The 13325-nt window shown below is 74.1% G+C and carries 8 protein-coding genes; 6 read left to right on the top strand and 2 right to left on the bottom strand.

What is annotated here, in order from left to right; genetic code table 11:
* Nucleotides 1–527 precede the first annotated feature (527 nt).
* From OHT52_RS08670 to moeZ, 5 genes are all read left to right on the top strand, one after another.
* A complete protein-coding gene (locus OHT52_RS08670) occupies nucleotides 528–2480 on the top strand; it encodes a DUF3492 domain-containing protein (RefSeq protein WP_328719547.1) in 1953 nt (650 codons plus the stop codon).
* Nucleotides 2481–2751: 271 nt separating this feature from the next.
* Nucleotides 2752–3957, top strand: a complete 1206-nt coding sequence (locus OHT52_RS08665) for a hypothetical protein (RefSeq protein WP_443046777.1) — start codon at nucleotides 2752–2754, stop codon at nucleotides 3955–3957.
* A 271-nt stretch (nucleotides 3958–4228) separates the two neighbouring features.
* Complete coding sequence (locus tag OHT52_RS08660) at nucleotides 4229–5194, top strand: NAD-dependent epimerase/dehydratase family protein (protein WP_328719545.1); 966 nt, start codon at nucleotides 4229–4231, stop codon at nucleotides 5192–5194.
* A complete protein-coding gene (locus OHT52_RS08655) occupies nucleotides 5182–6015 on the top strand; it encodes a spherulation-specific family 4 protein (RefSeq protein ID WP_328719544.1) in 834 nt (277 codons plus the stop codon). The genes OHT52_RS08660 and OHT52_RS08655 overlap by 13 nt, the downstream gene beginning before the upstream one ends.
* Before the next feature lie 85 nt (nucleotides 6016–6100).
* On the top strand, nucleotides 6101–7279 hold the full coding sequence (moeZ, locus tag OHT52_RS08650) for an adenylyltransferase/sulfurtransferase MoeZ (RefSeq protein ID WP_328719543.1): 1179 nt from the start codon (nucleotides 6101–6103) through the stop codon (nucleotides 7277–7279).
* Nucleotides 7280–7348: 69 nt separating this feature from the next.
* Here the strand turns inward: moeZ and OHT52_RS08645 are convergent, their stop codons facing one another.
* Entirely contained in the window at nucleotides 7349–8941 is a 1593-nt protein-coding gene (locus OHT52_RS08645; protein WP_328719542.1) for an alpha/beta hydrolase, read from the bottom strand.
* Nucleotides 8942–9453: 512 nt separating this feature from the next.
* On the bottom strand, nucleotides 9454–12303 hold the full coding sequence (locus tag OHT52_RS08640; protein WP_328719541.1) for a lysylphosphatidylglycerol synthase transmembrane domain-containing protein: 2850 nt from the start codon (nucleotides 12301–12303) through the stop codon (nucleotides 9454–9456).
* Between the two features lie 252 nt (nucleotides 12304–12555).
* Between OHT52_RS08640 and OHT52_RS08635 the strand changes: the two genes are divergently transcribed.
* The gene (locus OHT52_RS08635; RefSeq protein ID WP_328719540.1) at nucleotides 12556–13032 is read left to right on the top strand and encodes an MGMT family protein; all 477 of its coding nucleotides are present in this window, start codon (nucleotides 12556–12558) and stop codon (nucleotides 13030–13032) included.
* Nucleotides 13033–13325 lie beyond the last annotated feature (293 nt).

Below are 13325 nucleotides of genomic sequence, written 5' to 3'. Positions count from 1 at the left end.
CGGTCGTCGGTGCGACCGGGCGTCGCGGCGCCGGCCTCTCGGTCGTCGCCGCCCGCCAGGTCGTGTTCCGGCCGCTGTCCGCGTCCCCGAGGGTGTCCCGCACGGCCGCCGGGCCACGTCCCCGGCGCCACCCGGCCCGCAGGCGCGGCCCGGCGGGCCGGCGACAGGGTCGCGCCGATGCACCACGGCCGGACCGTCGAACAGGGTGCCGTCGAGGAGGTGTACGGCTCCCCGCGCGACCCGTACACCCGACGACCCCCCGCGGCCGCCGTGCCCGCCCTCGATCAGGGGGCGCCGACGGCCCGGAGAGCGGCGCGCGGGGGAGCTCGCGACGGTCTGACGGGGCGTGTCCGGAGGGTCGTTCCGCGGCGAAACGCGTGGGGACCGGGAAAGTTACGCCGGTTCACCCCTTCTGGTGGCGTGACGGACAACCGTCCGTCGCGCCACCGGCGTATCCGCTTAACGTCGTCCCGACGCTGGTCACCGGCCAACGGTGGCCGCCCACATGGGAGATCGGGGGTGTACTCGTGCGTATCGGCCTGCTCACCGACGGTGGTTATCCGTATGCGGACGGTGAGTCCAGACTGTGGTGCGACCGCTTGGTACGTGGTCTTCCCCAGCACGAGTTCGACCTCTACGCGCTGAGCCGCTCCGCCCACCAGGAGAAGCTCGGGTGGGTGAGTCTGCCGCCGCAGGTGGGGCGGGTACGGACCGCGCCGCTCTGGAGCGCGCCGCACACCGCGCCGCGGCGGACCACGGACGGGAGCGTGCGGCAGGACGAACCGGGCGGCCGCCTCACCCGCTTGGTCACCGGCAGCGGGGGCGCCTACGGCCGTCGCGAGCGCCGGCGCTTCACGGCGCATCTGACGGCGCTCGCCACAGCGGTCAGCGCCTCGGGCGCGGACGGTCCGACGCACCCCCGGGGCGGTTCGGGGGCCGGGCGGACGCCCGTCGAACCGTCCGTACTCTTCGGCGAAGGGCTCTACGGACTCGCCGAACTGGCCCGGGAGCACGGCGGGCTGCCCACCGCGCTCCGTTCCGAACCCGCCCTGCGCGTACTGGAATCCGCCTGCCGCGCCCGGGGAACCGGCCGCACCGTGCAGCGCGCCACCGTCACCGACCACCTGGCCTTCGCCACCGAACTCGCCCGTCTGCTCCTGCCGTTCTCGCTCGACTGGTACACCACCGAGTCCCTCGGCGGAGTGGACCTCTGCCACGCGGCTTCCGGCGGGACCGCGGCACTCCCCGGACTGCTGGCCAAACGCTTCTTCGGCGTTCCCCTCCTCGTCACCGAGCACGGCCTGCCGCTGCGGACGCACTACCTCACCGCCACGGACGCGCCGTTCGGTGCGCCGGTACGCGCCCTGCTCGCCAACTTCCACGCACTCCTGGCCACCGAGGTCTACCGTCAGGCCTCCGTCGTCACCCCGGGCAACACCCACGTACGCCGCTGGCAGCAACGCTGCGGGGCGGACACCGCGAAGCTGCGCACGGTGTACCCGGGCATGGAGACGGGGCGCTTCGCGCAGGTGGGCGAGGGGGACAGCGCCGGCCCGGACACCCTGGTGTGGGTGGGCAGGGTCGAGCCCGCCAAGGACCTCGTCGCCCTGCTGCACGCCTTCGCCGAGGTGCACCGGGCCGAACCCGGTGCCCGGCTGCGGATCTTCGGTGCCCCGGTCGAAGGTGCCGAGGGCGCCGCGTACCTCGCGCACTGCCGGGCCCTGGCCGACGTGCTCTTCCCCGGGACCACCGCTGAGGGACCCGGAGGCGGAGACGGGGGCGGGGCTGGAGACAGGGCCGGGGACGCGCCCGGCACGGAGGAGCCCGGGGCCGTGGAGAGCCCGGTCCGCTTCGAGGAGATCGGCGGGGCCGGGGCGCAGGAGCTCGCCGGGGCGTACGCGGCCGGCGGGGTGGTGGTCCTGTCCAGCGTCGTCGAGGGCTTCCCGATCAGCCTGGTGGAGGCGATGTTCTGCGGCCGGGCCACCGTCTCCACGGACGTGGGCGCGGTGGTCGAAGTCGTCGGCGGCACCGGACTGGTGGTCCCGCCGCGCGACACCCCGGCGCTCGCCGACGCGTGCCTCGCGCTGCTGCGCGACCCGGAGCGCCGTGCGCGCCTGGGTGAGGCGGCGCGGGCGCGCGCTCTCGAACTCTTCACCGTGGAGCAGAACCTCGCGGCCTTCCGCTCGCTCTACCGGGAGCTGACCGCGGGCCACCCGCCGAGCCCGAGGGGCACCGCCCCGGCCACCGCCCGGCCGGAAGCCGGGAGTCCGCGGACCGGGGGAACACCGGACGCCTCGGCACCCCGCCCCTTCGCCGTCCCGCCCGAGGAGTACGTACGTACCGGCCGGCCCCGCACGGGCCCGGCGGAGCGGCGGCCCGCCGGAACGGCCGCCGGACGGACCCCGGTCCGGGCCGTCGCACCCGCACCCGAGAAGGTCGGCGCCGCCGCGACGGCCGGAGCGGGGGACGGCGATGCGTGACCCCCGCGACCACCTGTCCGCCCCGGGCAACGAACCGTACGGAGGAACCCTCATGGGCCGCGTGCCCGAAGCCCTGGACGTGCCGAACACCCCGCCGCCCGCCGCCGAGCCCTCCGCTCGGGCCGTCGGCTCCGTGGCGGACGCACCGGCCGAACGCGCCCCGGCACAGCCCGTGCCACCGGAACGCGCGGAGGCGGGCGGCGCGGAGGCGGGCGGCGCGGCGGTGGGCGGCGCGGCGGTGGAGAACACCGCGGCGGAACGCGCCGGAGCGATGGACGCCCCGGCGGAACGCGCCGTGGCCACGGGCGCGGGAGCCACCGGCGCCGGAGCCACCGGCGTCGCGAAAGCCGGGCCCGTCCCTGTCCCCGTCCCCGACCTGGCTCCCGCTCCCGTCCCCACCGCCGCCCGCCGGGCGCCCGCCGACCCCGTGCGCGCCCTGCTGCGGCACCACCGCGAGCTCTGCGCACGCGCCGTCGACCCGCTGGAGATCGCCGCCGGGCTGGAGGCACACGGAATCACCGACCGGGCCGCCGCCCGCTACCGCCACCGGGACGTCTTCTCGCTGGCCGAGGAGCTCTACGCCCGGGTACCCCGGCCCGCCACCGGCCCGGTCGGGCCGCCGTCCGACCGGCGGACCGCCGACGATCCCGACCACCGCGCCGCCTGGCCCCTGCACGCCCTGCTGCCCGGGGCCGCCTGCCTCGCCACCGTCGGAGCGCTCCGGGTGACGGAGGGGGCGCTCGGCACCGGCGCGCGGAACGCGCTGACGGCCGCCGGCGCGCTGCTGGTCTTCTTCGCGCTCCGGTCCGCCCTGGCCACCGGTCCGCTGCGCGCCCCGGCGGGCTCCGGCCGGACCGCCCTCTACACCTGCTGGCTCCTCGGCTACGCGGTGTACGGGGAGGAACTGCTCGACCAGGTCCTCAGCGGTGGTCCGGACGGCCACTGGCCCGGCACCCCGGCTCCGCTCCTCGGCCTCTCCCTCGCCGTGGTCCCCGCCGCCTGGTGCGCGCACCTCTTCGCCGTGCACGCCCGCCGCAAACTCGGCGGCAGCCGGGCGCTGGAGGAGTTCGGAGCGGGGGTGAGACCGGTGCTGCTGACGAGCGTCGCGCTCTTCCTCGCCGCTCTCCTGCCGCTCATGCTCCTCGCCGACCTGGGGTACGGCGGCCACGGCGTACCGCTCTCGGCCTACGCCCTCGGACTGCTGCTCTTCCTCGCCCGGCTGGAGACCGCGCACGGCCTGCCCGCCCCCGCCGTCACGGCGCTGGCCGCCGCCTGCGCGGTCGAGGCGGCGGCCCCGCTCCTCGTGCTGGGCGGCCGGCTGCCCGGCCTCGACCTGCTGGCCCGGCCCGTCGACGTGCTCGTCGCCGAGGGCGGCACCGGAGCCGTACCCGCCCTGGCCTGCGGCGCCGCCGCGCTCGGTTTGCTGGGGCACGCGGCCGTCGCGCTCTCCCGCGCCTCCGCCCACCACCGGCACTGACCCTGCCCGGCGCGCGGCGGCTCCCGCGCACCCGACCCCGCGCGCACCGGCCGTCGCGCACCGGCCCCGCGCACTCGACCGCGACAGGCGCCGCCGACCGCGCCCGGTCCGGCCGACGGCCGCACCACCCCGCACCACTCCGCCCATCGACCCGCCGGCCGACGCCGCGGGTCCGCCACACCGCTCACGCCTTCCCCATCAAGGAGTAACCGGACATGACCCGCCGACCCGCCGCACCGGCCACCCGCCGTCGGCACCCTGGGAGTGCACGATGAGGGTTCTGCTGCTCGGCGCCAACGGATTCCTCGGCCGCTTCGTCGCGGACCGCCTGCTGGCCGACCCGGCCGTCCACCTCACGGCCCTCGGCCGGGGCGACGACGCCGACGTACGGTTCGACCTCGCGGGCGGCAGCCCCGGGGCGCTCACCCGCTTCCTGGACGCCGTCCACCCCGGGGTCGTCGTCAACTGCGCCGGGGCCACCCGGGGGCAGGCCCGCGAGCTGACCCGGCACAACACGGTCGCGGTCGCCACCGTCTGCGAGGCGCTGCGCCGCAGCGGCTGCGGGGCGCGGCTCGTCCAGGTCGGCTGCGCTTCGGAGTACGGGCCCTCGCAGCCCGGGTCCTCCACCGCCGAGGACGCCGTACCGCGCCCCGGCGGCCCGTACGGCGTCAGCAAACTCGCCGCGACCGAACTCGTCCTCGGCTCCGGGCTCGACGCGGTCGTGCTGCGGGTCTTCTCGCCGGTCGGCCCCGGCACCCCGGCCGGCTCCCCGCTCGGCCGGCTCGCCGAGGCGATGCGCCGCGCGATGCAGTCCGGCGACGGCGAGCTGAAGCTCAGCGGCCTCGGGGTGCAGCGCGACTTCGTGGACGTACGCGACGTGGCGCGGGCGGTGCACGCGGCCTCCCTCTCCGCCGCCCAGGGCGTCGTCAACATCGGTACCGGCAGGGCCGTCCGGCTGCGCGACGCCGCGGCCGTCCTCGCCCGGGTCTCCGGGTTCGCCGGTGTGCTGCACGAGTTGGAGGTGCCGCCCGGCCGGCTCCCGATCGGCGCCCAGCGCACCTCCGCGGAGTCGGTGATGGAACATCTCGCGGCGACTCCGTCGCCCTACCCGGACGGCTGCGGTGCCTGGCAGCAGGCCGATGTGCGCACCGCCCGCGACCGACTGGGCTGGCGCCCCCGGATCAACCTGGAGGAGTCCCTGGCCGATATCTGGATGGAGGCGGCGTGCCGCATCTGACCGGCACGGGAACGGCCCGCCGGACGAGCGGGGACGAGCAGATGGGTTTCGGTGTGCCTGGATACGCCCATCCGCTGCTCGCTCCCACCGAGTGGGCGGAACTCACCCGCCCCGGCACGCCGTTGCACTGGGCGGTCCTCAACATCGCGGACGGGCCGGGCACCCGGCCCGACCCGCACTGCCTGGAAGCCGCCGGAAAGCTGCACAGCGCCAGGGAGCGTGCCCTGCAGGGGTGCGCTCCCGGCGCCGCCGCCCCGGGCGGCCGGCTGCTCGGGCACCTCGATCTGGTGCACGGGGCACGGCCGTTCGGTGATCTGGTCGTCGACGCCCAGCGGTTCCTGGACTGGTACCGGGTCGGCGGCTTCTACCTCGGCCGCTGTCCCACCGAGCGGGCCGGCCTCCCGGCGGTCCGCCGGCTCACCGCCACCTTGCGCGAACTCGTCGCGCAGAGCGAAGCCGTCCGGGGCGGGCCGGACGGCGACGGCGGACGGATCGTGCTGGGGCTCGGCACCCATCCGTACCCCGGCTACGCCGAGGCCGCCGACCAGCTCGTCACCTTCCGGGGCTCCTGGCCCGACTACCGCTGGTCGCAGGTGGCCCAGTGGACCGCCGAGTACCCGCCCGAACGGTTCGCGCACTTCGTCCACGGCGTCCCCCGGACCCACCTGGACGAGGCCATGCGCATCGCGCGCTGGCAGGGCGCCGGCACGATCTTCTTCACCGACCGGGACGGCCGCAACCGGCAAACCGATCCATTCGCGGCACTGCCCGGTTACTGGGACGAAATCGTCTCGCGGATCGGACCGGGTATCTCGGAATGAGTGAGGGCGTGGCAGTGTTACCGGGAGAACAACCGTACGTAAGTGAAGTACGTAGAAACCGACCACCTGCATTGTTGAGGTTCCTGTGTCGCTGCCACCCTTGGTCGAGCCGGCTGCCGAGCTCACCGTCGATGAGGTCCGCAGGTACTCCCGCCACCTGATCATCCCGGACGTCGGGATGGACGGACAGAAGCGGCTGAAGAACGCGAAGGTGCTCTGTGTGGGCGCGGGCGGCCTCGGTTCGCCCGCCCTGATGTACCTCGCCGCCGCCGGTGTCGGCACGCTCGGCATCGTGGAGTTCGACGAGGTCGACGAGTCGAACCTGCAGCGCCAGATCATCCACAGCCAGGCCGACATCGGCCGCTCCAAGGCCGAGTCGGCCAAGGACTCCGTGCTGGGCATCAACCCGTACGTGCACGTGGTCCTGCACGAGGAGCGGCTCGAAGCCGAGAACGTGCTGGAGATCTTCGCCCAGTACGACCTGATCGTGGACGGCACGGACAACTTCGCCACCCGCTATCTCGTCAACGACGCGGCCGTACTGCTGAACAAGCCGTACGTCTGGGGCTCCATCTACCGGTTCGACGGACAGGCGTCCGTCTTCTGGTCCGAGCACGGTCCCTGCTACCGCTGCCTCTACCCGGAGCCGCCCCCGCCGGGCATGGTTCCCTCCTGCGCCGAGGGCGGGGTGCTGGGCGTGCTCTGCGCGTCCATCGGCTCCATCCAGGTCACCGAGGCCATCAAGCTGCTCGCCGGTGTCGGCGACCCGCTCGTCGGCCGGCTGATGATCTACGACGCGCTGGAGATGCAGTACCGCCAGGTCAAGGTCCGCAAGGACCCCGACTGCGCGGTCTGCGGCGAGAACCCGACCGTCACCGAGCTCATCGACTACGAGGCCTTCTGCGGCGTCGTGTCCGAGGAGGCGCAGGAGGCGGCGCTCGGTTCCACGATCACTCCCAAGCAGCTCAAGGAGTGGATCGACGCCGACGAGAAGATCGAGATCATCGACGTCCGCGAGCCGGGCGAGTACGAGATCGTCTCGATTCCGGGCGCCAAGCTGATCCCGAAGAACGAGTTCCTGATGGGCAACGCCCTCCAGGGCCTGCCCCAGGACAAGCGGATCGTCCTGCACTGCAAGACCGGTGTCCGCAGTGCCGAGGTCCTCGCGGTCCTCAAGTCGGCGGGCTTCGCCGACGCGGTGCACGTGGGCGGCGGCGTCATCGGCTGGGTCAACCAGATCGAGCCGTCGAAGCCGGTCTACTAAAGCGTGTCGCGAAAGTCCCGTCTGCCCGGCCGGGCGGACGGGACTTTCGCGTGCCCGTGGCGTACTGCGTCAGGACGAGCAGGTCGAGCCGTCCGCCGGGACCTTCCCGTCCAGGAAGTAGGAGTCCGTCTTCGTGGTCACGCAGGTGCCGTTGCCGTAGGAGCCGTGCCCCTCGCCCTTGTTGGTGAGCAGGACGCCGACCCCCTTGCCGAGCTCCGTCGCCATCCGCCGGGCACCTTCGTACGGGGTCGCCGGATCGCCGGTCGTCCCGATCACGAGGATCGGCGCCGCGCCGGGGGCGCTCGCCTCCGGGGTGTCGTGCTCCCCGCCCACCGGCCAGTTCGCGCACCAGCCGGCGGTGTCCCAGGCGAGGAACGGGCCGAACACCGGCGAGAGCTTCCGGAACTCCGGCAGCAGCGCCGCCGCCTCGTCGCCGGTCGGCCGCCGGGAGCTGTCCGCGCAGGAGATGGCCCGCTGGGACTGCGCCTGGGGGTCGTAGTGCCCGTTCTCGTCCCGGCCGTTGTACGAATCGGCCAGAGCGAGCAGCGTGGTGCCGGTGCCGTTGTTCTCCGCCTCGTCGAGCGCCTGCGTCAGCGCCGGCCAGTTGCTCTCCGAGTAGAGGGGAGTCACGATGCCGGTGATGGCGAGGGACTCGCTGAGCACGCGTCCGGAGTCGGTCGGCAGAGGGCTCTTGTCCAGCTTCGCGAGCAGCCGGGCGATGCGCGCGGTTCCGGCCTCCGGGTCTTCGCCCCGGGACGTGAGGTAGTTCTCCAGTGCCCGCTGGAAGCCGGTCGCCTGGTTCCGGGCGTGCCCGACGGCGTCCGCCGTGGGGTCCACGACCGCGTCCAGCACCACCCGGCCGACGTTCCCCGGGAAGAGGTGGGCGTACGTGCCGCCGAGCTCCGTGCCGTAGGACATGCCGAAGTAGTACAGCTTCCTGTCGCCGAGCACCTGGCGGATCAGGTCCATGTCGCGGGCGGTGTTGGTGGTCGTCAGGAACGGCAGGACCTTGCCGGAGCCCTTCTCGCAGCCGGCGCCCATGTCCGCGCCGTCCTTCAGGAAGGCCGCCTCCTCCGCCGGGGTGTCAGGCGTCATGTCGACGCGTTTCAGGGCCGCCTCGGTCTCGCCGTCGCTCCGGCAGCTCACCCCTTCACTGCCCGCGACCCCGCGCGGGTCGAAACCCACCAGGTCGTAACGGGTGTTGAGGGTGGAGTACTCGGTCGCCGCCTGGGGCAGGATGCTCACCCCTGAGCCGCCCGGGCCGCCGAAGTTGAAGAGCAGCGACCCGATCCGGCTGCCCCGGTCGGTCGCCTGACGCTTGATCAGGGCGATGCCGATGGTCTCCCCGTCCGGCTTCCGGTAGTCCAGCGGCACCTGCACGGTGGCGCACCGCCAGTGACTGTCCGGGGTGCTGCCGCCGCCCTCCGGGGCCCCGCACTTCCTCCAGTCGGCCTTCTGCGAGGTGAGCGAGGCCGGCAGCCCGGTGGGCGCGGCGCCGGCGCTCGCGGACGTGGCCGGACTCCCGGCGGACTCGCCGGCCTTGTCGGCTCCGCCCGTGGCGGCCGGCTTCGCGGAGCCGTCGCAGCCCGCCAGCGCGACAGCGGTGAGCAGCGCCGCCCCCGCCAGAGCCGTGACGCGGCGAGCGCGTGGGTGCATGTGCATGGTGTCGTCGTCCTCCCCGGTGCCGGGACGGTGCGGCCCCGGCACGACATGTGTGCGGCCACGGTAGTTGAGCCGTGTCCGCCGCCGGGAGCCCGGCGGCGGCCGGCGGTCGCCTCGGGACGGGCGCGCATGCTCGCCCGGCCTGAGGGGTCTCGTCGTGGGCCCCGGTCCGCGCGGCGACAGCTGGGCTTATGTGACCGCAGGGTGCTGGGCCGTGATGGAGGAGGACGGCCAGCGCGATCCGGAGATCGCCTCGCGCCTTCGCGACGGGCCGGGCGTCGGGCCGGACGATGACCACGCGGGGGGTTTGCAACGCAGGAAGTCCGCCCCGGACCGAATCCGAGAGGGCCTCCCACACCTCGCGGAAGGTTCCGAGCGGCGGGTCCAAGGGAAGCGTCTCCCGCACCGCCTCGAAGAACGCCTACCCCTGTCGATCGCCATGCGCGGAACCGTACGCGTACAGCCGCCACCGGCCCGTGCTTTGCGCGCGGGCCGGGACCGTACGCGTACCGCTACAACTGGCCCTTGCGGGTCAGCTGGGTGAAGCAGATCCAGCCGGGCAGCACCGGCAGCCACAGGGTCATCACGCGGAACAGCAGCACCGCCGGAGCGGCGACCTCACTGGGCAGCCCGACCGCGATGAGGCCGATCGTCAGCGCACCCTCCACCGCGCCCATACCGCCCGGGGTGGGCGCCGCCGACCCCAGGGCGTTGCCCGCGAGGAAGACCACCGCGACGCTCGCGTACGACAGCTGCGGCACGTCCGGCCCGCTGAACGCCCGGATCGACGCGTCCAGACAGAGCACGAACAACACCGTCAGCAGCAGCATGCCGCCGATACCGGTGGCCAGCTTCTGCGGTCGCTGCACCACGTCCAGCATGCGCGGCACGACCCCGGCGAACAGCGACCGCACCCGCGTCACCACGAACTTCCGCAGGAACGGGATCGCCGTCACCACCAGCACCAGCACCGCGACCGTGAGCAGCCCGGCGATGACCGTACGGGACGGGGTCAGCGAGTCCGGCGTCTTCTCCGTACCCGTCAGATAGCCGAACAGGGCCAGCAGCAGGATGTGACAGCCCAGCCCGAACAGCTGCGAGGCCCCCACGCTCGCGACGGCGAGACCCGGCCGCACCCCCTGGCGCTGGAGGAAACGGGTGTTCAGCGCCACTCCGCCGACCGCCGCCGGAGCCACGATCTTCACGAACGACCCGGCCACCTGCGCCAGCACCGTGCGCCGGAACGGCACCCGCTCGGGTACGAAGCCCAGCAGGCTCATCGCCGCGGCCACGTAACTCAGCGCCGAGAAGCCCAGCGCCGCCGCCACCCAGCCCCACTCGGCCTCCTCCACGACCGTGCCGAAGTCGGCCTGGGTGATCTGCGAGATCACGAAGTACGCGGCGATGGACCCGGCGATGAAGCTCAGCAGGGTGCGCGGCTTGATGCGCTCCAGCCGGACCGGTTCGACCGGGGCCTGCGGGCGGATCAGCAGGACCTCACGACGGATCTGGGTGAGCAGGTCCTCCTCGCGGGCCTCCTCCCGTGCCTCGTCCAGGGCCCGCTTCTCGGCCTGCTTCTCCGTACGCTGCGACTTGCGCTCCGTCTTCCGGTCGGCGGGCGAGGCCACCGTGGAGGACGCGGACTCCGCCCGGTCCCGGCGCGCCGCGTCCGATGCCTCCAGCGCCGCGTCACGCTCCCGCTGCCCCCGCTCGCGGGCGAGTCTGCGCAGGGTCGCCCGGGTGGAGCGGGTCAGTGCGATCGGCTGGAGCAGCGGCAGACACCCGGCCACCGCGTCCGGGCCCAGGACGGCGAGCGCCCCGGCCACCGACCGCTCCGCCCCCACCCGCAGACCGAGCGTGGTCAGCAACTGGGCGACGTCCATCCGCAGGATCAGGTCCCCGGCCGCGATCTCGCCGCCGCGCAGATCGGTGACGTACACCTCGCCCGAGGCGTCCACCAGGATCGCGTCCCCCGCGAGCCTGCGGTGGGCGATCCGCCGCGACTGGAGCGACCGCACCTGCTCCCAGGCGCCGCGTACCAGGTCGTCGGTGATCTCCTCGTCCTCCAGCGAGTCCAGCGACCGGCCCCCGATGTGCTCGTACACCAGCATCACGGCGTCCGGGCCCAGCTCGGACGTGGCGATCAGCTTCGGCGCGTTCGCCCCCGCCGCGATGGCCGCGTACGCGAGCAGCGCCTCCTGTTCCAGGGCCTGGCGCAGCGACTGGATGGAACGCCGCTGGGTGATGCTGCGCAGGGTGAGCCGCCGCCAGGCCCGGTAGAAGAACCCCTGGGCCTGCTGTTCCCGGTCCACGACCGTCACGTCGAGCGGGGGGCCGTCCTCCAGGGTGACCAGATAGCGGCGCCCCCGGTCGTTCTGGTCCGGGTTGTCGGGAGCCTCGTCGGCGCGCAGCGCGGCGACCGGCCGGAAACCGACGTGCCGCAGCCCGGCCATCAGATGCTGGCCGGTGGGCCGGACGTTCGGGGAACCGACCCCGTACAGCGTCCCGTACGCGACGGTCCAGCCGATCAGCACGGTGAGGACGATCGAGAACGGGGTGGTGTACCCGCCGACCAGCATGGCGAACGCGTCGAGCAGCAGCACCACCCAGAGCACGACCCGCCAGCGCGGACGCCGGGCCATGCCCACCGCCGTCATGTAGGCGATGACGGGCGCGAGGTAGCCGTGCACCGGGTCGGTCAGCGCGTGACCGGGCTGCTGCTGGGTCAGCGCGTCCTGGATCGAGCCGGGGGCGGACCGGGAGACCCAGAGATCGGTGGCGAGCGTCACCCCGTGCGCGAGCACGGCGGCGAGCACCCCGTCCGCGATGCGCAGCCCGTCGCGTTTGATCAGACGTTCGATGGCGAAGGCGACCGGGACGAGCAGCACCGCGATGCTCGACACCAGCCCGGCGACCTTGATCAGGAGATCGGGCGCCTGCTCGGTGCCCCGGGAGATGTCGTCCTCCAGGCCCGTCGTGGTGCCCTGCGCGAACGCGGCGACGGCCAGCAGGACGGCGATGGCGAGCACGCCGACGAGCAGGCGCATCAGGTCGGACGGGCGGTGCACCCGGGCCGCGAGCAGCGGTTCGTCGCCGGAGACACGCCCGGTGGGCCCGTCGCCGGTGCCCGCACGGGTCGAACCGGTCAGGCGCGGGGTGCCGTCGCGGCCGGCGGTGGCGTCATCGCTGTTCCCGGCTGCTCCGGCTGCTCCGGGGTTCTCGGCTTCTCCGGAGTTCCCGGCTGCTCCGGCTTCTTCGGTACGGGTGGGCTCGGTGGGGTCACCGGTGGGTTCCGGCGTGGAGCCGGAACCACCTGGCTGCGAGTCGGCATCGGAGGCGTCCGCCGCCCTGGATGGCTGCACGCCCTGCTCCTTCGTCGCATCTGGTCGATCTTCGTGTTCTCGTATCACCGGTCACCGCCCGCACGATGGTGGCACGGCGCACGGACACGCGGAGCCATCAGGGTGCATTGCCCGCGCGCGCGAAGGGGAGGATTCGCTCCTTTGCCCGCGAGCGCGCTCGCGGTCCGCGGGGTGCGCGCGCTCCCCGCAGGGGCCGGCGGAAATCTCCGGACGGGCACCCCGCTGTCGGTGGCGTACGGCAGGATGGGACGGATGAGACAGGACCGGACGCCCCGCGGCGGCGCGGACGACGGCACCCTCCGCCGCCCGCCGGCGGAGGACGACACCGCCGGTGCGCCGGCCGCGCAGGCCCACGCCGAGCTTCCGGAGTACGCCGAGCGGGTCCTCGACGTCGCCGACCTGGTCCCGCCCGGTCACGTCATGACCTACGGCGACGTCGCCGAGTGGCTGGGCGACGGCGGACCGCGCCAGGTCGGCCGGGCGATGGCGCTCTACGGATCGGCGGTGCCCTGGTGGCGCGTCGTGCGGTCGGACGGCACGCTCCTGCCCGGGCACGAACTGCGCGCACTGGCGCGCTACCGCGACGAGGGCACACCGCTGCGCGGCGCCGCCCGGTCCGCGGACGGGCATCTGCCGCGGATCGACATGCGGCGCGCACGGTGGGACGGCAGGACCGGGGGACCCGGCGGGAGTGCCGGACCGGACAGGGGCGAGGAAGCTCACACCTGACAGCTTCGGCCATCGGGGCCCGGCAGTCGCCCTCCTCCGGTCCGGTATCCCGCGCGTCGCCGGACGCGACCGGCGGGACCGGAAACACCCCCGGCCGGCCGCGGCGCACCGGACACGTGACGAGTGACGCAGCCGACCCTCGTCCGCCCGCGCCCCCACTGGCGTAGCGTCGAAGCCCGACGCGGCTCCGAGCCCCCGCCGCACCGTGTTCATCCGCGCACCCCTCCGTACCTCTCAGCCTCTCTTCGACAGCCCGCCGAACCGCCCGCCACCCGCCCGCCGAATCGCTACGA

It is taken from the genome of Streptomyces sp. NBC_00247 (genome assembly GCF_036188265.1).
Taxonomy (GTDB): Bacteria; Actinomycetota; Actinomycetes; order Streptomycetales; family Streptomycetaceae; genus Streptomyces.
This window is presented reverse-complemented; position numbering and strand designations above follow the sequence as displayed.

What these genes read in the sequence shown, in the direction of transcription:
- OHT52_RS08665 (WP_443046777.1), top strand. Translation starts at nt 2,752, where the DNA reads ATGGACGCCCCGGCGGAACGCGCCGTGGCCACGGGCGCGGGAGCCACC.
- OHT52_RS08645 (WP_328719542.1), bottom strand. Translation starts at nt 8,941, where the DNA reads ATGCACATGCACCCACGCGCTCGCCGCGTCACGGCTCTGGCGGGGGCG.
- OHT52_RS08660 (WP_328719545.1), top strand. Translation starts at nt 4,229, where the DNA reads ATGAGGGTTCTGCTGCTCGGCGCCAACGGATTCCTCGGCCGCTTCGTC.
- OHT52_RS08635 (WP_328719540.1), top strand. Translation starts at nt 12,556, where the DNA reads ATGAGACAGGACCGGACGCCCCGCGGCGGCGCGGACGACGGCACCCTC.